Annotated in this window: 16 protein-coding genes; 14 read left to right on the forward strand and 2 right to left on the reverse strand. The window is 65.7% G+C overall.

Translation table 11 applies throughout. The annotated features are described in order from the left end of the window. Positions 1-241: 241 nt before the first annotated feature. Positions 242-1,948, forward strand: coding sequence for a 2-isopropylmalate synthase (leuA, locus tag FIU88_RS04360; protein ID WP_016856110.1), 1,707 nt, complete (start codon positions 242-244; stop codon positions 1,946-1,948). A gap of 91 nt (positions 1,949-2,039) precedes the next feature. On the opposite strand, the gene FIU88_RS04365 is transcribed toward leuA, so the two are convergent. Then, the gene (locus FIU88_RS04365; protein WP_152478318.1) at positions 2,040-3,035 is read right to left on the reverse strand and encodes an AraC family transcriptional regulator; all 996 of its coding nucleotides are present in this window, start codon (positions 3,033-3,035) and stop codon (positions 2,040-2,042) included. 192 nt (positions 3,036-3,227) lie between these two features. Here FIU88_RS04365 and FIU88_RS04370 point away from each other — a divergent pair, with 192 nt between their 5' ends. Together FIU88_RS04370 and FIU88_RS04375 are read left to right on the forward strand one after the other, a co-directional pair. Next, a complete protein-coding gene (locus FIU88_RS04370; RefSeq protein WP_152478319.1) occupies positions 3,228-5,393 on the forward strand; it encodes a TonB-dependent siderophore receptor in 2,166 nt (721 codons plus the stop codon). After that, positions 5,383-6,339, forward strand: a complete 957-nt coding sequence (locus tag FIU88_RS04375) for an alpha/beta hydrolase (protein ID WP_152478320.1) — start codon at positions 5,383-5,385, stop codon at positions 6,337-6,339. The genes FIU88_RS04370 and FIU88_RS04375 overlap by 11 nt, the downstream gene beginning before the upstream one ends. Positions 6,340-6,351: 12 nt before the next feature. Here FIU88_RS04375 and epmB read toward each other — a convergent pair whose 3' ends face one another. Continuing rightward, complete coding sequence (epmB, locus tag FIU88_RS04380; protein WP_152478321.1) at positions 6,352-7,377, reverse strand: EF-P beta-lysylation protein EpmB; 1,026 nt, start codon at positions 7,375-7,377, stop codon at positions 6,352-6,354. A 108-nt stretch (positions 7,378-7,485) separates the two neighbouring features. Here epmB and efp point away from each other — a divergent pair, with 108 nt between their 5' ends. The 11 genes from efp to FIU88_RS04435 all read left to right on the forward strand — a co-directional run bounded on the left by efp (position 7,486) and on the right by FIU88_RS04435 (position 20,275). Then, the gene (gene efp / locus FIU88_RS04385) at positions 7,486-8,052 is read left to right on the forward strand and encodes an elongation factor P (RefSeq protein ID WP_016856108.1); all 567 of its coding nucleotides are present in this window, start codon (positions 7,486-7,488) and stop codon (positions 8,050-8,052) included. A gap of 212 nt (positions 8,053-8,264) precedes the next feature. After that, entirely contained in the window at positions 8,265-9,239 is a 975-nt protein-coding gene (gene epmA / locus FIU88_RS04390; protein ID WP_152478322.1) for an EF-P lysine aminoacylase EpmA, read from the forward strand. A gap of 215 nt (positions 9,240-9,454) precedes the next feature. Then, on the forward strand, positions 9,455-9,973 hold the full coding sequence (locus tag FIU88_RS04395; protein ID WP_152478323.1) for an Hcp family type VI secretion system effector: 519 nt from the start codon (positions 9,455-9,457) through the stop codon (positions 9,971-9,973). Positions 9,974-10,212: 239 nt separating this feature from the next. Next, positions 10,213-12,333: a type VI secretion system Vgr family protein gene (locus FIU88_RS04400; protein ID WP_152478324.1), complete on the forward strand. Its 2,121-nt coding sequence runs from the start codon at positions 10,213-10,215 to the stop codon at positions 12,331-12,333. Then, positions 12,330-13,229 (forward strand): DUF4123 domain-containing protein, encoded by a 900-nt coding sequence (locus FIU88_RS04405; RefSeq protein ID WP_152478325.1) that lies wholly within the window; start codon positions 12,330-12,332, stop codon positions 13,227-13,229. Before FIU88_RS04400 ends, FIU88_RS04405 begins: the two co-directional genes overlap by 4 nt. Further along, positions 13,226-16,561 (forward strand): toxin VasX, encoded by a 3,336-nt coding sequence (locus FIU88_RS04410; RefSeq protein WP_152478326.1) that lies wholly within the window; start codon positions 13,226-13,228, stop codon positions 16,559-16,561. Before FIU88_RS04405 ends, FIU88_RS04410 begins: the two co-directional genes overlap by 4 nt. Positions 16,562-16,605: 44 nt before the next feature. Further along, entirely contained in the window at positions 16,606-16,974 is a 369-nt protein-coding gene (locus tag FIU88_RS04415) for a hypothetical protein (RefSeq protein WP_152478327.1), read from the forward strand. A 245-nt stretch (positions 16,975-17,219) separates the two neighbouring features. Further along, on the forward strand, positions 17,220-17,957 hold the full coding sequence (locus FIU88_RS04420; protein WP_152478328.1) for a hypothetical protein: 738 nt from the start codon (positions 17,220-17,222) through the stop codon (positions 17,955-17,957). 15 nt (positions 17,958-17,972) lie between these two features. Next, positions 17,973-18,380 carry a hypothetical protein gene (locus tag FIU88_RS04425; protein WP_152478329.1) on the forward strand — a complete coding sequence of 136 codons (408 nt, stop codon included), beginning with the start codon at positions 17,973-17,975 and terminating at the stop codon, positions 18,378-18,380. After that, entirely contained in the window at positions 18,347-19,105 is a 759-nt protein-coding gene (locus FIU88_RS19375; protein ID WP_253742725.1) for a hypothetical protein, read from the forward strand. The genes FIU88_RS04425 and FIU88_RS19375 overlap by 34 nt, the downstream gene beginning before the upstream one ends. Before the next feature lie 423 nt (positions 19,106-19,528). Then, positions 19,529-20,275, forward strand: coding sequence for a hypothetical protein (locus tag FIU88_RS04435; protein WP_152478330.1), 747 nt, complete (start codon positions 19,529-19,531; stop codon positions 20,273-20,275). The last annotated feature ends 30 nt before the right edge of the window (positions 20,276-20,305 follow it).

The raw sequence follows: 20,305 nt of genomic DNA on the forward strand, positions 1-20,305 counted from the left end.
CGCGCCGGGCGATGCCGTCTGCATCGCCCTTTTGTCCAGGTCGAATTCGAGGTTGTCACATGTCCCGCACCGCTACTGTCATTCCCATGAACATTGCCCCTGTCTGTGTCGTACGCGCCGCCCGACCGGTCCGTGGGGTCGCGATGGTCATGAGCGAACACCTCGACGACGCCCCGTCTGCCCTCCGGCAGGCGGGGCGTCGCCGTTTCTGAATCCGATAAACGCCCGGGAGAACGCCGCCATGATGCTCGATAACCCCTCCGCCAAGTACCGTCCCTTCGTGGCCGTCGACCTGCCCGACCGCCAGTGGCCGAGCCAGCGCATCGAGACGCCGCCCCAGTGGTGCGCCGTCGACCTGCGTGACGGCAACCAGGCGCTGATCGATCCCATGGACCAAGAGCGCAAGCAGCGCTTCTTCGACCTGCTGGTGAAGATCGGCTTCAAGCAGATCGAGGTGGGCTTCCCCTCGGCCTCCCAGACCGACTTCGACTTCGTGCGCTCGCTGATCGAAGAGGACAAGGTGCCGGATGACGTCACCATCCAGGTGCTCACCCAGGCGCGCCCGCACCTGATCGACCGCACCTTCGAGGCGCTCAAGGGCGCCAAGAACGCCATCGTTCACGTCTACAACGCCACCGATCCGGTGTTCCGCCGCGTGGTGTTCAACGTCAGCAAGCCCGAGTGCATCCAGATCGCGGTGGACGCCACCACCCGCATCCGCGAGCACATGGCGGCGGCCCCGGAGACCCACTGGACCTTCCAGTACTCGCCGGAGCTGTTCTCGACCACCGAGATGGACTTCGCGGTGGAGATCGTCGATGCCGTGGAGGCCACCTATGGCGGCAGCGTCGAGAAGCCGATGATCGTCAACCTGCCGGCCACCGTGGAGTGCGCCACGCCCAACAACTACGCCGACCAGGTGGAGTGGTTCTGCCGCCACGTTGCCCATCGCGATCACCTGATCGTCAGCGTGCACCCGCACAACGACCGCGGCACCGGCGTGGCCGCCGCCGAGCTGACGGTGATGGCCGGCGCCGACCGCGTCGAGGGCTGCCTGTTCGGCAACGGCGAGCGTACCGGCAACGTCGACCTCGTCACCCTGGCCATGAACCTCTACACCCAGGGCGTGCACCCGGGCCTCGACTTCTCCAACATCACGCCGATCATGCGCGAGGTGGAGTACTGCAACCAGCTGCCGGTGCACCCGCGTCATCCCTACGTCGGCGACCTGGTGTTCACCGCCTTCTCCGGCTCCCACCAGGACGCCATCAAGAAGGGCATGGCCGAGCGCCGCGAGAACCCGGAGGCCGTCTGGGCGGTGCCCTACCTGCCGATCGACCCGCTCGACGTGGGCCGCAGCTACGAGGCGGTGATCCGCGTCAACAGCCAGTCCGGCAAGGGCGGCGTCTCCTACCTGCTCGAGCAGGAGCACGGCATCGAGCTGCCGCGCCGCCTGTCGATCGAGTTCAGCCAGGTGGTGCAGGAAGTGGCCGACCGGCTGGGCAAGGAGATCACCTCCGAGATGATCTACCAGGCCTTCGTCGACGAGTACCTCGAGCAGCGCGAGCCCTTCGCCCTGATCAGCCACCGCATGTCCTCCGAGCCGGACAGCCCCACCGTGACCCTCGAGGCCACCGTCGAGGAAGGCGGCGAGCGTCGCGTCATCCAGAGCCAGGGCAACGGGCCGCTGGCGGCCTTCATCAAGGCGCTGGCCGGCGAGGGCCATGACGTCGAGATCATCGACTATCACGAGCACTCCCGCGGCCAGGGCGCCGACGCCGAGGCGATCGCCTACGTGGAGGTGCGCGTCAACGGCGAGGCGGTGTTCGGCGTCGGCACCGACGAGAGCATCACCAGCGCCTCGATCAAGGGCGTGCTGAGCGCGATCAACCGCAAGCACTCCACCGAGGAGCCGGCGGCCAACGTGACCGCCGAAACGCTGGCCTGATCGCCCCCGGCTCGCCGAGCCGGCCTCGCGCCATCGTCCACCCCGTCGAGTTCGCTCGGCGGGGTGTTTTCGTGGTGTCCCGTCGGCGCGATCAGGCCGAGGCGCTCGCACCGGCCCGGCATTCGCTCGGCGTGAGGCCGAACTCTCGCTTGAAGGCAGTCGCGAAGTTGGGGGCGCGGGTATAGCCGGCCAGTGCGGCGGCCGCCTCGACGCTGGCGCCCTCGCGGATCAGGGCATCGCGGGCCAGCGTCAGGTGATGGCGGCGCAGGAAGCGTCCGAGGGATTCGCCCTGCTGGGCGCGGAAGCGGCGCTGAAGGTTGCTCAGGCTCATGCCCAGTCGCCGGGCCAGGTCGTCCTGGGTGGCGCCCCGGGCCTGGCCGTCGTCGACCATCGCCATCAGCCGTGCCAGGCGGCGGTCGACGGGGGCGCTGTGCGATGCCTCGAGCCGCTCGGGAAGCGGCATCGTCGGGCGCGCCACGGCCAGCGCCTCGCCGGCCATCGCCATGGCCAAGCCACTCAGCTGAAGGTGATGGGCGGCATCGTCTCGCGCCAGCCGTTCCGGCGCGAACAGCTGTGCCGCCAGGGTCAGCAGGCCCGGTGACGGTGTCCAGTGACGCAGTCGCGGCATGTCGTCGGGGGCGGCATCGAGGATGTCGCCCTGACCGTGACGCGCCAGCCAGTGCGGCGACAGGCCGAGGGTCAGGGTGCGCTCGAAGCCGCCGGCCCGGCCGAGGCGGGCGAAGGTCGTGGCCCGGGGCAGGCTGACCACCACGCCGGTGGCGTTCGCCTCGGGGCCCAGGTGGACCTCATCGGCGCCATAGCGCACCCGGGCCGCGCCATCGATCACCAGGGCGATCTTGAGGCCGGCCGGCAGTTCCGCCCGGCTGGTGAGGCCGAAGCGATCCCGGACCTCGGCCAGTCGCAGGCGCATGCCCGGCTGCAGCTCGGCGACGCGCATATGGCCGTCGAGCAGGGCGGTGCGACGATCCCAGTCCGGGGCGTCGAGCCGCTGGTGGCGGACCAGCGGCGCGGACAGATCGCGCAGCTGCCTGGCGTCGATGCCGTGATCGAAGGCGGTCTCTCCCATGGGGTCTCTCTCGTCGACAGCGGCCGGGCGCATCGCCGAAGCGCCGGTTCGCGGTGTTTGCAAAGCCATTCGCCCGAGGCGCAAAGGCGACGGGCGGGGGTCGCTGACATAATGCCCTTCCGCCGCTAGTGTAACGCATTCTCATTTGAGAATGGCGCCGCGCGGCTCGAAGGCACGACAAGGGAACGTGACATGATCATACGAGAAGGCGACACCTTCCGCTCCACGGCGCTGCTGGGCGGTACGCTGGCCCTGATGGGATTTGCCCAGACCGCGCTGGCTCAGTCGATCGAGGATGCCGCGCGCCTCGACACCATCACGGTCGAGGGCAACCGGCTCTACGAGATGCTGCCCTCCGAGACGACCGGCGGCTATGGCATCGATGCCGCCACCGTCGGCACCAAGACGCCGGCCGCACTGCGCGATATTCCGCAGTCGGTGAGCGTGGTGACGCGCGACGCCATCGAGGACCAGGGCTTCGCCACCCTGGACGAACTGGGGCGACGCACGCCGGGCATGCGGGTGCTCTCCAACGACAACGGCCGTTCGTCGATCTATGCCCGCGGCTACGAATACGACGAGTACAACATCGATGGCCTGCCGGCCCCGATGTCGAGCATCACCGGCTCGGTGCCGTCGCTGGCGGCCTTCGACCGGGTCGAGATCATGCGCGGCCCCTCGGGGCTGTTCAACAGCACCAGCGAGATGGGTGGCATCGTCAACCTGGTGCGCAAGCGCCCGACCCGCGAGTTCCAGGGACACGTCACCGGCAGCGTCGGAACCGATGATCGACGGGGCGCCCAGGTCGATGTGGCGGGACCGGTCGATGCCGCCGGGCGCATCCGCGGCCGGCTGGTCGTCGATCACACCGAGCACGCCCGTTTCGTCGACCAGAACGACAACGATCAGGATGATCTCTATGCGGCGCTGGACATCGATCTCGACGAGGCGACCACCCTGGGGCTCGGCTTCCTGCACAATCGCAAGGACATCGTGGTCAACAACGGCCAGCCGGTGGGCAGCGACGGCGAGCTCCTGTACGGCGATCGCTCGGACTTCTACGGTGCCGACTGGAACGATTTCGAGAGCCGCTCCGACGACTGGATCGCCGAGCTGACCCATCGCTTCGAGGGGGGCGGCGTCGGGCGCCTCGCCGCGCGCTACGCCGACCGCGAAGCCGACTACAACTACGCCTTCGGCGGCAGCGCCCTCGACGAGAACGGCACGCTGAGCGTGGCCGGCGCCGCCGGCAGGGTCGAGCAGCAGGCGCTGTCGCTGGATGCCAGCTACAGCCAGCCGTTCTCGGCCTTCGGCAGCGTCAGCGAGTTCGTGGTCGGCAGCGACCACAAGCGCTACGACACCGAGACCCAGACGGGGCGCGCGCGCAGCATGACGTCCTCCTCCGTCACCCTCGAGGGGCTCAACGATCTGGCCTACGTCGACGTGCTCGACGCCGCGCGGGCCGGCCAGAGCGGCTACAGCTACGGCGACACCGAGACCACCCTCGAAGAGAGCGGTCTCTACGGCAAGCTGACCCTGCGCCCCGTGGCATCGCTGGCGCTGATCGCCGGCGGGCGGCTGAGCCACTACGACGTCGAGCTGACGGATCACGTGGCGGACGACCGCCAGAGCCGCAGCGACGAGGAATTCACGCCCTATGCCGGCCTGGTCTACGACCTCGACGCCAGCCACTCGGTCTATGCCAGCTACTCACAGGTGTTCAAGCCGCAGACTTCCAGCGATGCCGATGGCGATCTGCTCGAACCGCGCGAGGGCGAACAGTTCGAGGTCGGCATCAAGGGCAGCTATCTCGGCGGTGCGCTGAACGCCCGGGTCAGCGCCTTCCGGCTAGAGGATGAGAATCGGGCGGCCACGCCGGACGATCCCGGCGCCGACTATGTGGTCGGGGTGGGCAAGATGCGCATCCAGGGCGCCGAGTTCGAGGTGACGGGCAGTCTGACCGAGCAATGGGACCTGATCGCCGGCTACACCTATCTGGATACCGAGGTGCAGCAGGCCTCCACCACCCGTGACGACGGGGTCTTCCTGCTGATGCCCCACAGCGTCGTCAACCTGTGGACCCAGTACGGCTTCGAGGGTGGCGCGCTGGACGGCCTGAGCCTCGGCGGGGGAGTCACCGCGATGAGCGACTTCGCCTCCAGCAGCGGCGTCGAGGCGCCGGGCTATGCGGTGGTCGACGCCATGGTCGGCTACGACTTCGGCGCCAACCTGAGCGGCCAGCTCAACGTCCACAACCTGCTGGACCGCGATTACTACAATCGCGTCGGCGGGGTGAGCACCTTCAACATGGCCGGGGCGCCCGCCAGCGTCGTCGCCTCGCTGCGCTATGACTTCTGAGTCGTTCGACGCCGGGCACCACGGCATGCCGTGGTGCCCGTCTCCCCTGCGAGCGGCCCTGTCAACGGGGCTACTGGCGCTGTGCTGGGCGGTGGCGAGCATGGCCCAGGGGGCGACGCCACCCGGCGTGACGCTGCCGGGGTCGCGCGAGTTCACCCTGGCCTCGGCCGAGACCGGTGGCGACTACCTGATCCAGGTGTCGCTGCCCGACGCGCCGCCGCCGGCGGGCGGCTACCCGGTGCTCTACCTGCTCGACGGCAACGCGCGGCTGCCGCTGGTGCAGGCCGCGCGCGACACCCTGACCCGGCGGGGCCCGAATGGCGACGGCAGCCCATGGCTGATCGTCGCCATCGGCTATCCCGACACCCGGCGCTTCGACCTCGAGCGCCGCGCCCTCGACTACACCCCGGCGGTAGCGGGGCGTGACGAGGCCGACGACAGGCACGGCGGGGCGGATGCCTTCCTGGACTTCATCGAGTCGCGGCTCAAGCCGGAGATCGCCTCGCGTTTCCCGGTCGATACCGCACGCGAGGCGCTGTTCGGACACTCCTACGGCGGGCTGCTGACGGTGCATGCGCTGATGACGCGTCCGACCCGCTTTGCGCGCTATATCGCCATCAGCCCGTCGCTGTGGTGGTACGGCGAGGCACCGCTGGCGCATCTGGCGGCCCTCGGCGCGTCGGAGCGCGAGGACGGCGAGGCGCCGCGGGTGATGCTCGGCGTCGGCGGGGACGAGCAGACGCCGGGCGACGGCGATCTCGGCACGCCGCGGGCCGAGCGGCTGCGCGAGCGGGCCATGATCGACAACGCCCGGCGTCTCGCCGACTGGCTGGCCGTGCATCGGCCGGGCTGGCGCGTCGGGTTCTCGGTGTTTCCGGGCGAGGATCATGGCAGCGTGATGTGGCCGGCGACCCGGGCGGCGCTGGCCTTCCTGCACTCGCCCTGATCGCCGCCGGGCTTACAGCGGCGTCTTGCTGGCCTCGCCCGGCACCTCGCGGACCAGCGTCGGCATCAGGAAGCCGGGCAGGTGCCGGCGCAGCTCGGCGACCAGCGCCCGGGCCGCCTCGTCGCTCACGTCGAAGTGGGCGGCGCCGGCCACCGGGTCCAGCACGTGCAGGTAGTAGGGCAGGACGCCGGCCTCGAACAGCCGCTCGGAGAGCTCGGCCAGCGACGCGACGTCGTCGTTGACCCCTCGCAGCAGCACGCTCTGGTTGAGCAGGGTCACGCCCGCGGCCTGCAGCCGTTGGCAGGCCTCGACCACCGCCTCGTCGATTTCCCGGGCGTGGTTGATGTGCAGCACCATGACCTTCTGCAGCCGCGTGCCGCCGAGCCAGTCGAGCAGGGCGCCGTCGATGCGGTCGGGGATCACCACCGGCAGCCGGGTGTGGATCCGCAGCCGCCGGAGGTGCGGGATGGCCTCCAGCCGTTCGACCAGCCAGGAAAGCTGGCGGTCGCTGGCCGCCAGCGGGTCGCCGCCGGAGAGAATCGCCTCAACGATGGAGGCATCGTCGCGCAGGTAGGACAGCGTCTCCTCCCACTGGGCCCGCGAGGGCGCGTTCTCTTCATACGGGAAGTGGCGGCGGAAGCAGTAGCGGCAGTTCACCGCGCAGGCGGGGCTCGCGATCAACAGCACCCGGCCGGCGTACTTGTGGATCAGCCCGCGCTTCTGGGTATGCTCGGCCTCCTCGAGCGGGTCGGCGACGAAACCGGGCGCGGCCTCGGCCTCCTCGCCGAGCGGCAGCACCTGGCGCAGCAGCGGGTCGCTTGGATCGCCGGGTCGGATGCGGGCGAGATAGGCCTCCGGCACACGCACCTCGAACAGCGCATGGCCGGCCTCGGCGCCGGACACCCACTCGGGGGCGAGGCCCAGGCGGCGGCACAGGGCGTGCGGGTCGCGGATCGCGCCGGCCAGCTGCGCCTGCCAGGCGCCGGGCGCCGGCGTGGCGGGCCGGCACTGCAAAGGAATCGGGCTTCGGGTTATCATGCGGGGCACACTTCGAGGCGGCCGAGGGCTTGCCCCTCGGCCACTGTCATTTGCTTGCTCGCGTCCGCGGCTTCGGCCACCGACGCGCTGGAATATGGAACGATCATCATGGCGAACTATTCTACCAACGAATTCAAGGGCGGTCTGAAGGTCATGCTGGATGGCGACCCCTGCGCCATCCTCGAGAACGACTACGTCAAGCCGGGCAAGGGCCAGGCCTTCAACCGCGTCAAGCTGCGCAACCTGATGACCGGCCGCGTCTGGGAACGCACCTTCAAGTCCGGCGAGTCCCTGGAAGGGGCCGACGTGCTCGAGCTGGACATGGAGTATGTCTACACCGACGGCGACATGTGGCACTTCATGAAGACCGACGGCTCCTTCGAACAGTACGCCGTCGAGAAGAAGGCGCTCGGCGAGACCGACAAGTGGCTCAAGGAGCAGGTGGTCTACACCGTGACCCTGTGGAACGACAACGCCATCGCCGTGACCCCGCCGAACTTCATCGAGCTCGAGGTCACCGAGACCGACCCCGGCCTCAAGGGCGACACCGCCCAGGGCGGCTCCAAGCCGGCGACCCTGTCCTCCGGTGCCGTGGTGCGCGTGCCGCTGTTCATCAACCAGGGCGAGGTGCTGAAGGTCGATACGCGCTCCGGTGAGTATGTCTCCCGCGCCTGACGCCTGAAGTGATGCACTGAGCGGCGGCGAGGGCAGGCCGGTGCGGAGATCCTATGCCATGGATGGCATCGGTAGCGCCCAGGGAGGGGTTCACAGCGCCTCCGCAAAGGCCTGCCCTCGGGAAAGCCGCGTTGCCGGTGGATCGCTCAAGTAACAAGGTGTTCTACAAAGGCCCCTACGCCGGGGCCTTTGTCGTTTGTGGAGAAAGATCGATGACCATTGATTGGCGGCCCACCGCCGAGATCGCGACGCTGCGCGAGCGGGCGCGGCTGATGGCCGAGGTGCGGGCCTTCTTCGCCGAGCGCGAGGTGTGGGAGGTGGAAACGCCGGTGCTCGGCCACGGCGGCAGCACCGACGTGCACCTGGCCTCACTGTGCTGCGAGGCGGTGACGCCGGCCGGTCGCGAGCGGCTGTGGCTGCAGACCTCGCCGGAATTCCACATGAAGCGGCTGCTGGCCGCCGGCAGCGGAGCGATCTTCCAGATCGCCCGCAGCTTCCGCGACGGCGAGGTGGGCGGGCGCCACAACCTCGAGTTCAGCATGCTGGAGTGGTACCGCCCGGGCCTCGACCTGGACGGCCTGATCGCCGAGACCGATGCGCTGATCCGCCGGGTGCTGCCGTCCGATCCCGGCCCGCTGCGCCGTCGCCGCTATCGTGAGCTGTTTCGCGAACACCTCAGGCTCGATCCCTTCCACGAACCGCTCGATGCCCTGCGCCGCCGGGCCGCCGAGACCGGCGGGCTCGACATGGCCACGGCCTCGCGCGACGACTGCCTCGACCTGTTGATCAGCCTGTCCATCGAGCCGCACCTGGGCCGCGATGGCATCGACGTGGTGGTGGACTACCCGGCCAGCCAGGCGGCGCTGGCGCGTCGACATCGCGATCCGGAGGACGGCGAGTGGGTCGCCTCGCGCTTCGAGGTCTACCGGCACGGCCTCGAGCTCGCCAACGGCTACGACGAGCTCACCGACGCCGCGGAGCAGCGCGCCCGCTTCGAGGATGACAACGCCGCCCGCCGCGCCGCCGGCCTGGCCGAGGTCGACGTCGACGAGCGCCTGCTGGCCGCGCTGGAGGCCGGCATGCCGGCGGGCAGCGGCGTGGCCCTGGGGCTCGATCGCCTGTTCCAGCTGGCGCAGGGCAGGGCGAGCGTGGCCGAGGTGATGGCCTTCGCCACGCCAAGGGCCTGAGTGGATCCGACGGAGCCTGAGAAGGCCAGGCAACTTCTTGCCCGCTGGGCAACTTCTTGCTCGATCCGGGCAAGATCTTGCCTAACCATAGTGAGTCTGGCGCGGCGATTTTTTCATAACAGACTGATTTTAAATGGGTGTGTGTGTTGTGGCCCCAGACATGCTCCTTATAGACGTCCATCGGACATCGTCATTCATCGTCAAGGAGCAGACACATGCCTACGCCGTGTTATATCAGCATCGAAGGCCAGACCCAGGGCAACATCACCGCCGGTGCCTTCACCCCCGAGTCCGTCGGCAACATCTACGTCGAGGGCCACGAGGACCAGATGCTGGTGCAGGAATTCAAGCACATCGTCACCGTGCCGACCGACCCGCAGTCCGGCCAGCCCGCCGGCCAGCGCGCCCACAAGCCGTTCATCTTCACCGTGGCCCTGAACAAGGCCGTGCCGCTGATGTACAACGCCCTGGCCTCCGGCGAGATGCTGCCGAACGTCGAGCTGAAGTGGTACCGCACCTCCGTCGAGGGCAAGCAGGAGCACTTCTTCACCACCTCGCTGACCGACGCCACCATCGTCGACATCAACCTGCGCATGCCCCACGCCCAGGATTCCAACAGCTCCGAGTTCACCCAGCTGATGGACGTGTCCCTGGCCTATCGCAAGATCGACTGGGAACACACCGTCGCCGGCACCTCCGGTTCCGACGACTGGCGCGCCCCGATCGAGGCCTGATCGCCTCGCGCCCTGCGGTGCCTCAGCCCATGCTCGCGCCGGCGGGCACCGTCTTCGTCGCCAGGGCCTCGGCCCTGGCGGCGGCATGTCTCAGCGCTGGTCGTTCTCGTCCGTCAGGCGAGCCCTGAGCCATGCCGCCGCCGACTTGTGTCGGCGCCGCACTCGCGTAACCTAGCCCTTTCGCCGGCCCTTCGCGGCCGGTGACCCAAGGAACGGACACGGCCTCCAGGAGGGATGCCATGACCCAGGCCAATGGACTGCAGTTCACCCTCAGCCTCGCGGGGGCCGATGAGGCCGACCTGGCCGTCGTCGACTTCACCCATGAAGAGGCGCTCTCGTCGCCCTTCCACCTGCGGGTGCGCTTCGCCAGCCGGGCCGCCGACCTCTCGTCGACATCGCTGCTCGACCGCCCGGCGAGCCTGACCGTGTGGCAGGACGGCGTGGCCCAGCGCCGGGTCCACGGCATCGTGGCCGAGTTCGGCCGCGGCGACCGCGGCCATCGCCGCAGCTTCTACGAGGTGGTGATCCGCCCCTCGCTGTGGCGGCTCTCGCTGCGCCAGAACTCGCGCATCTTCCAGCGCGTCTCGCCGCTGACCATCCTCAACACCCTGTGCGAGGAGCGTGGCCTGACCGACGTGGCCTTCGCGCTGACCCGCGAGCCCGCCGAGCGCGAGTACTGCGTGCAGTACCGCGAGACCGACCTCGAGTTCCTCGAGCGCCTGGCCGCCGAGGAAGGACTGTTCTATTTCCACCAGTTTCTGGAACCGAGTGGCGAGGATGCCGACCTCGGCGCCCACCGGCTGGTGTTCGCCGACGATCCCCAGGTGCTCACCGGCCTCGGCGAGCGCCGCTATCATCACCGCGCCGGCGGCACGCCGCCCCAGCGTCACCTGCGGCGGCTGACCCAGACCGCCCGGGTGCGCCCGGCTCGGGCCCAGCTCAAGGACTACTCGTTCAAGCAGCCGGCCTATTCACAGTTACATCAGGCTCAGCTGCACGATCGGGAAGCCGCGGGGCTGGACGCCCTCTCGCAGCGGACGGACTACGAACACTACGACTACCCGGGCCGCTACAAGGCCGACGCCTCGGGCCGGGCCTTCACCCGCCACCGGCTCGAGCACCTGCGCCACGACGCCCTGACCCTCGACGGCGAGAGCGACCTGCCCGAACTCACCCCGGGCGCGCGCTTCACCCTGGCCGACCACGACGTGGCCGAGTTCAACCGCGGCTGGCAGGTCATCAAGGTGGTCCACCAGGGCGAGCAGCCTCAGGCCCTCGAGGAAGATGCCGTGCAGGCGCAAGGCCTGCGGGGCCAAGGTGGGAAGACGGGCTCGGAAGCCATGACGCGGTATCACAACACCCTGAGCCTGACCCCGGACGACACCGCCTGGCGCCCCGAACCCCGGCCCAAGCCGCGGGTCGACGGCCCCCAGGTGGCCTTCGTGGTTGGCCCCGAGGGCGAGGAGATCCACTGCGACGAGCACGGCCGGGTGCGCTGCCAGTTCCCCTGGGACCGCTACGCCGAGCCCAACGAGACCGCCAGCGCCTGGCTGCGCGTGAGCCAGGACTGGGCCGGCGGCGGCTACGGCATGATGGCGATCCCGCGTATCGGCCACGAGGTGATCGTCTCCTTCCTGGAGGGCGACCCGGACCAGCCGCTGATCACCGGGCGCACCTACCACGCGGTCAACACGCCGCCGTATTCGCTGCCGGAGCACAAGACGCGCACCGTGCTGCGCACCCAGACCCACCAGGGCGAGGGCTTCAACGAGCTGCGCTTCGAGGACCAGCACGACCAGGAACAGATCTGGTGGCACGCCCAGAAGGACCTGGAACTGCTGACCGAGAACGACCGCACCGAGGAGATCCGCCGCGACAGCCACCTGGCCGTGAAGCGCGACCGCATCACCGAGATCGACCGCGACGACCACCACACCGTGCACGGCGAGCGGCGCACCCGGGTCGACGGCGACGATCATCTCAGCGTGGGCCAGACCCGCCACGAGAAGATCGGCCGCGCCCAGCTGGTCGAGGCCGGCAGCGAGGTGCATCACAAGGCCGGCATGAAGGTGGTGGTCGAGGCCGGCGCCGAGATCACCCTCAAGGCCGGCGGCAGCTTCGTGAAGCTCGACCCCAGCGGGGTGACCATCGTCGGCCCGAGCGTGAAGATCAACTCCGGCGGCAGCCCCGGCAGCGGCACCGGGCAGAGCGCCCAGGCGCCGATCCTGCCGGGGGAGGCGACGGAGGAGACGCATGAGGCGATCGAAGCGCCCCGTCAGGAAGCCGTCCTGAGACAGGAGATGGCCACGGCACAGCTCTGCACGCCGTCGAACAACGGGCAGGGAAGCGGCCAAGCATGAGCGCATGGTCGGTGACTCGGCCGTCTGTGCCCGGTGAGCGGGGAGGTGAACGCCTCTTCGTGCTGCTGGACGGCGTCGCCATGGAGCCGGTGGAGCGCTGGCTCTACGAGACGCATCCTACGCCGGTCTATGAGCCACTCTATCTCGATACGCCTCTGGCCGAATGTCGGACGCTATCGCCGTGCTTGGTCGAGCTGGAGGCGGGTAGCCCGGTGTTCGAGCGCTTTATCGAGGAAGAGGCCGAGAACGAAGCGGGCTGGCTGATGACGGCGGGCGAGGCCTTGGAGGTCGTGGCCGATCATCTGCGTAGGCTGCTGATCGTGGAGCACCCCTGGCAAGGTGAGCAGACGTTACGGGTGGCGTCCCCCGAGGTCATGCGCTATTTGCTCGAGGCGGAGGCCGCTCCGGAGGCCAGTTCGCTTCTGGGGCCCATCGAACGCCTGTGGCTACCTGAGATGCAGGGAACAGATCTGAACTGGCACCACCTCGAGAGTGATAGCGAGCGGCATCGTGACGAGTCGCCTGGGCGCTTCCAATTGACAGAGGCACATTGCGCGTCGCTTTCGCGTATCGCCTGGCGTCGATTCCGTGGCGAGCTTGCAGAGCATTTACAGGCCCATTTCGCCAAGGGGCCCTGGCTACCCACCTTTGACGGCGCAGGCCAGGCAGCGAGCGAGGTGATCGAGTTGACGGCGGCACTTGGTTTTCATGGACGGCGCGCGCATTTCTATCTGGCTAACATCCTCGGGGCCCACGGTCGATCGGCGCTGCAAGAAGAGACCATGCCCGAGTTATCCAGATGCCTGAAGGTGGCAGACGGACGTCCGCCGATGGAGCGCCTCAAGTCGGCGGTGGACCTCGCACAGGCCCGGCTGAACAAGGAGAGGTCAGCATGAGCATCGACATGGAAGCCGCCAATCTGGTGGCCGAAAACCAGAGCGATAACGATCCCGGCCAGGAGGCCGGGCAGTGTCCGCTACAAAAACCGGACCTGCAGCTGGTGCCGGTACGCTATGCCCTGGTGGAGCCCGAGCAGGAGGTGTCCCTGCCGGGGGTATCACCCCCCATCCAGGGAGACTTCCGTCCCAACGGCATTCGACCCGCCAGGCAAGGGTGGCTCTACCTGATTCACAGCATCGCCCCCGACGAGTTGCAGGCCTTCGAGGTCATGCCGGATGGCAGCGGGGACCCGATCATTCTCGAACGCCGCGGCAGCATCAAGGTGTTCTACAGCCAGGTGGAACTGGAGGAGAAACGGGCGGCTCTCCTGCTGGCGAAGCCGGAGGTGCAGGATGAGGTGATGCTGACGGTCAACATCGGTGGCTACTGCCCGGGCAACGGCACCGACCATCTGTTGCCACCCGATAAGTTAGGTGAGGTGCTGGCAGATGACCTGGGCGAGCGAACCGTGTCCGAAGAACGTCTGGATTATGGCCAGTATCAGTGGACGGCGAGCTCGGGCTGGCAGACGGCGCAGGCGGCCACCATCACGGGAAATATCCAGGCCGAGTATCGTGAAGACAGTGCCTGCCTAATCGTCGAGGATGTGGTGGCCCGTGCCAATGATCTGCTTGGCGCCTGGACACTGGTCGCCGGTCAGGAGGCCGAGTGGCTGGACGAGGAGCCCGAGAAACATTTTGCCGCCCGGGCCATCGATGGCTTCATGCAGCTCGACTTGAATCCCATGATCGCGCGTGCCGGTCAGGGCGAGATTCCCGAATGGCTGGGAGGGGCTGACGATTCTGACAGGGAGCAGCTCCGGCAACTGATGGAGCTGCAGAACCAGTATGATGAGAAGCACTCGGAGGATCTGGCCAATAGTGGCGGGCATCCGGGCTTTCGGTCCCGCGAACAGCAGGCGCTGGAAGCGGAGGTGAATAGCGTCAGCACCGATCTCGCCGAGCGACTGGGTACCGACGCCGAAGCGGTCCGCGACTTCGCTCGCGAGACCCATGACGATTACTTTGAGCGCGTCTTTGGCAGTCAGGAGGGCGATCGCTTTCTGGCTCAGCAAGGCATTGAGGACGTCATCCGCCTCGGCGAGATGCAGTCGTTTCTTACCAATGCTGACCATTTGCAAGGTGAGTGGCGAGCCGACAAGGAGAAGGTCGGTGGGGACATAAAGACGTTGCTGCCCCGTTGGCACCAGTACGCCAGCCTGCTCGATGGTGAGGATGATACCCAGGCTATCCTGCGCAGCAGTCTCGAACATCGGGTGTTCACGACCCTGGAGGCCTGCGGTCAGCAGGACTTCCTGAACCAGCACTATTTCGATGAGGTCACGGTGGCGCACCGCCTGCATGTGACCCCCTTGGCCGGCTTCATCAATGCCGCGGCGGCCAACTGGAAGAATGCCCAGGGCTCCCTGATGGCGCTGATGTCGGCGGAGGCCGCGCCGGGTACGCATGCGCAATGGCGAGAACGCGTCGATCAACAGGATCAATTACGCCTGCAGAACCTCGATGGCCTTGGCGAAGAGGCACGAGCGACCGTCGTAACCGAGTTGACGGCCAAGGAAAGAGTGATGGGGCGCTCCCTGATGGCGAGCGTACTGGACGAGACCGAGTCACTGAATCTCGAGGAGCGTTTCACCGCCCTGTTCGATCGCACCTCCAATGGGATACGCCATCAGCTCTATACACGCCTTTCCGCCTACCAGCTGGGTTGGCAAATCCCCGAACAGGCCGTTCTCGAGCGCCTCAATGGCCTGCTACAGCGCGCCGAACGCCTGGCGGGCGAGGTGGAAAGCGCGAGTCGTATCGAGCGGACGCTGGAACGCCAGCGGAAGCAGCTTCCCAAACGGGCCTATGATTCGCGAGTTCGTCAGGCGCGAGCGGACGTTCGTCAGCAGCGTCAGGCGCTGGCTGATGTACTCGATGAGCTGGCCGACGCCACTTACCCCCTCGATGAAGCGGGCAATCAGGCCTTTAAAGTATCCGGGCTCAGCGAGCAGGCATCTCGTGCAGCGTTAAATGAACGTAGCCAGGTCCGGAAGGCGCTGCAGCAGCAAAGTACTAGGGATGCTCTATTTCGCAATGAGCAGGGGGATATCGCCCCGAGCCGTGCCGTGCCGGTGGGAGTCAGCGGCCTGATGTTGGTATTAAATGTCTGGTTGTTTGGCGGGGCCATTCAGCAGTTGAGCATGTCCGTGCGAACGAATGAACAAAAGGGGGAGGCGGCGCTGAGCGTTCTCTCCGGTGCATTCGGGACGATTGGTGCCACGGCTAGTGTGTTAGAGATCTTCCATGATACTCGCTATCGACGCCTATATGAGGGTCGCTCCTTCCAGAGTGCCGTCCAGCAGGCGGCCGGTAGCCTGGATCATCTGGACGATTGGGCCCGATTGACCAACCGCGCGATGATTGGCGTGGCGGGGTTCTCAGTCTTTGCGGCAGGCTTCGATATTGGTCGTCAAGTCTTAAAGCTGGATCGTGCGAGCACGGATCGTCAGCGTCTGGCGGCCGGTATCGCTTTGGCGGGGGATATCGCCGTGGCAGGTGGAACCCTGCCGATCTTTGCGGCGGGGCTGATCGGGCAGTTCAAGGGCGCCTCTGCCACTGCTCTGCGCCTGTCCTTGTTGCGCCTGGCGGTGCCGCTGAACTGGGTCGCCGCCGTCGGCGTCGTGCTGGTCGTCGTCGGCGAGTTGCTCTACGAGTACTACTCCCTCTCGCCGCTGCAGCAGTGGTGCCAGAAAAGCGTCTGGGGAAACGAGCCGGAGGGCTGGAACCTCCAGGCGCATCATCAGCATCTCGCCGAGGTGCATGGCAAGCCGGTGCTTTGGCGCCGCGGCGAACAGCTACCACGCATGAGTGCCATGCCGGCAGGACCGCAACACCCGGCGAGTTCCCTGAATTTGCGTCTCAACCTGCCGGGAGTTGAGGTGCCTAATGCGGATAACCTCCTGGTAGGCCTCTGGGGGATATCGCGCGGTGGCCAGCAGGAGCTTCACGAGGATCTGATGGCCCACGCCGGGCTTACCCAGGAAGAGGGCAACTGTCGGTTGGATTATGCCCTGGACCCCGAGCGCGTCGGTGACTGGAATACCCTGATACTGGTGGTGCGTATTACCTCCCAGGGGGCGTCGTCACCTACCTCGACTGTGGCCTTCCAAGTCTTCAGTCGTTTGGATGCCGTATCGCCCAGGGAGAACTGGAGACCCGTCGAGCCCCTGGAGGGGCGCGAGGCCAGCGCCTGGCAGGCCATGCCGCTTGCGCCCTGGACGGCCTGATAGAGTAGGGCATCGAACCGCTTGCCATGAATACAGGAAACACCATGACCATCCAAACCAAGGAACAGGAAGCCTCCGCCATGTCGCTGCGCGTCGGCGAGCATCTGACGCGTGGCGCCAATGAGCTTTATGCCCTAACCCCTAAGCCTGTTCCGCTAGGGCCCACGGCGGGGGTCGGAGCGGATGTCGGCCGTCTGGTCTATCGTCGCGACGGGGCGACGTTGGATCTGCTGCATAATGTCAGTCGAAACGGCATGCTGGCCTGGGGGGGGGCGGCGGTCTGGATGATGCTTGCCTTTGTAGGGGTCTGCTTCTTCGTCGTCTTTATGGTCTTTTATGGAGGCTTTACCTGGGGCGATGCTTTGGGGATATGGGGGGGGGGGCCTATATGGCGATTCTGCTTTTTACTGTAGGCGGGCTATGGCTCCCTGATCTCTGGATTCGTGGCAATGCCCCGGTACGCTTCCATCGCCAGCGCCGTGAGGTGGCCTTTGTGGTGGAACACCTTGGGCGAAGGGTCTTCTTGCCGGCTCCCAGCGCTCACCTGATGTACGGCTTCTGGTTTGCGCTGTTTTCGATTAGTGGTTTTTTAACGTTGATCAGTCTCGGTGGACTTAGGGGAGAGATGCATATGTTCGATCGCCAGGGCGTTGTGCTTATGGCGATTACTCATCTGGTCATCTTGCCGGCTCTGGCCATCGGCTATGTGGCGTTGTATCGCGGGGTTCGTCGCCTGGCCGGCTGGCGCAAAGAGACCGTCTTCGTGCCCTGGGAAGACGTGGTAGCGGTGGCCACGCGCAATATGGCGGTGACCGTCGGCGGCCCGGCGGGCATCGGCTGGCAGCTGCATATCCTGCCGCCGGACCCAGAGCGTCCGGGGTATAGCCTGGCAGGTGCCGGTATTTCTGCCAACGTGACCAGCCTGCAGATGGCGATGATGCAGTGGGAGCAGATTCGCCGCTACATGGAGGAGGGCCCCGAGGCGGTGCCCGAGCGCGCCGATGACTACAGCGTGGCCTGGTACAAGGAGGAGATGGCCCGTCAGAAACGACGTCATGAGCGGGAAGGCAAGCCGTTCTGGCGCTACCGCCTGGGCCGCTGGATGGAGCTGGCCTATTTCGCCAGCTGGTACACCGAGTACCGGGTCAACCATGTGCTGCCCAAGGCTATCCCCAAGGGCTGGGTGGAGGAGTGGTCTAAGCCGCTGCCCGAGTCCGACTGGGCCAGCCCCTCGGACGAGCTCACCGAGCTAAGCCGCCAGGTCGAGGCCGCCTACGAGCGCGGCGAGACCTTCCTCGATCTGGGGCCGGTGGAGGAACGCTTCGGCCAGTCCGGTGCCGGTGAGACCGCGAAGGCCGCCTATCGCAGCGTGCCCTTTGCTGCCCATGTTGGGTGAATGGTAAGCAGTGTCATGACAGCCAAGGAAAACCAGACGCCCCGCCCCGATATGGCTCAGCCTCACCGCGCCGGAGATATCACTCCTTTCCCGGCAGGCAAGATTATCTACCTTTCCCCGATGCCCTTGCCCACGGGAGCGGCGCCCGTCGACTTCAATCAGGCCATCGGCGAGGTGAACGATGCCTATCTGGACTTGGGCGGTAGCCTGCCCACGCCGTTTACCTGGCAGTTTACCCTAGGGATTCCTTTTATTAGTTATTTGATGCTGGCGTTTCTTGTCCCATTGATAGGGGGAGGAGCCGTTGGGTTGTATGGTAAAAGCTTTGATGTATTTCTCTTGGTTACTGGACGGATGTTTAATGAGATTTTTGTGACGATGTCCGTGATATGTTTTTTATATTGGCCATGGCGTTGTTTATAAAATGTCAATATCACTTCAAGTTCCGCAACGACGTCCCCACTCGCTTTCATCGCCAGCGCCGCGAGGTGGCCTTCGCGCCGGGTGGTGGCAAGCCGCCGATCGTCGTGCCGTGGGAAAGCGTGGCGGCCTGGGTGACCCAGGCGCAGGGGGCGACCCAGTACGGCGTGCAGCGCCAGTATGGCTTGGGGCTCGGCTTCATCGATCCCGACACGGGGGAGCAGCACTTCCTCGAGTTGCCGCAGCCCGGCCTGCCGCTGGCGATGGGGCTGTGGGAGTCGGTGCGGGCCTATATGGAATACGAGGTGCATACCCGCGAGGAGATTCAGGATCCGAACGGCCTGCATCGCCCCGGCGATCCGCCCTACGAGGGCGTGCATACCTTCCATCATGCCCGTCGTAGGCTGCATCGTCGCCACCGCGACGGTGAGATCGGCCTGTTCAAGGTGGCCATGTGGTATGCCTGGCATGTCCTCGTCCTATGGACGATTCCCTTCCATCTCGCCGAGTGGGAAATTCGCGCCATCCAGAAGGCCGGGCGCAAGACCCTGCCGGCGAGTCTGGAGGAATGGTCGCAGCCGATTCCCAGGGAGCAGTGGGCCCAGCCCAGCGAAGCACTCGAGCGGCTCTCGGCGGAAGTGCGCCGGCGCTACGCCCAACAGCCCAACCGGCCGATCACCGCCATCTTCGCCGAGGTCTACGCCGAGGAGACGACGCTCCCAGCCTGACGGGGCAAGCGTGGTTCCTGCCTCTTACTAAGGCATTGATTCACTGAACGATACATCACACGGCAAGGACGCCGTGCCCATCAATTTTCGCCAGGGAAGGCGCACTGCCGCCTGCCCCGGCGGTAGCGTGCTTCAAGGCGCTAATCAGTACCTGTCCCTGATTGTTTTGCGGAGGCGGAATTTGCGCTGTCGATCGATTATCCGGCGACGCTACTGAACTCCCCTAATGGCGCTGACTTTGTGTTTTATAAGCCAGAGGCAGATGCGGGTGGTTTTACCCTGGAGCCGGTGGAGAACGCCCCTGTTCGGCAAGCGATGGGCCGACTGTTCAATCTGACGGTCCCGGCTTGAATTTATGCGGGACGGTTGCGGTTAGTATGTAAGTGTTTTTTCATTCAGTATCTTTGAAAAGGTGTTCGTGTGATGTGGTTTGTTCAGCCAAAGAAAAATTACGTGCCTGAGATGCCTTGGGAACGTACTGCTGAGCCCGAGGTGATGAGCTGGCAAGTTCGGGTGCGTGACTATAATGTTTTGGTGGCGAATATAGCGTTTCTTGTTATTACGCTGCTTTCTGGTAGTGTCTGGTTTTTTTCTGCTTATTCTTTTTTGGGAGAGGATGAGTATATGCCGGCAGTTTGCGTGGCGATGTTTTTTTTAATGACTCCTGTGTTCATGGGTATGACCCATCAAACGTCTATTATCGTTTATCGATTGACAGATAAAGGCTATGAGATGTTCTCGTGGAAACCCCAGATTGATTCGGTGAAGCCGGTGATGAAGTGGACGGCAATTGTCTCCGGTGTTGCCGTTCTTGTAGCCACTTTTTTCAATCCCTACTTTATTCTTGGTGCAGTTGGGCCAGCTGGTTTGGGCCTGATTGCACTGTCGATGGGTAATGCCAGTAGTTACCAGGAACTTGTGAGAGGAGCAGAGCATTGCAGCGCTTCTTGGCTCGATGTGGAAGAAGTGGCTCTTTGGAGAAAGCGTCGGCTGATTGGGCTCCGGTTTACCTTTCATACAAGTGAAGGTGTTACACAGAACGGATATCGCACCTTGTATTGTAAAAAGGGTGAAAAGGATAAACGAGTTGCCTTTATAAGGGAGAAGGTGTCGGAGGTTCCTTATGTAGAAAGAAAGATGGAGGTTTTTGAAGGGGGGATGGCGATTTAGCCTTTTTTTGAAAAACCACCTATCAGTCAA

This window comes from Halomonas sp. THAF12 (genome assembly GCF_009363675.1).
Classification (GTDB): domain Bacteria; phylum Pseudomonadota; class Gammaproteobacteria; order Pseudomonadales; family Halomonadaceae; genus Halomonas; species Halomonas smyrnensis.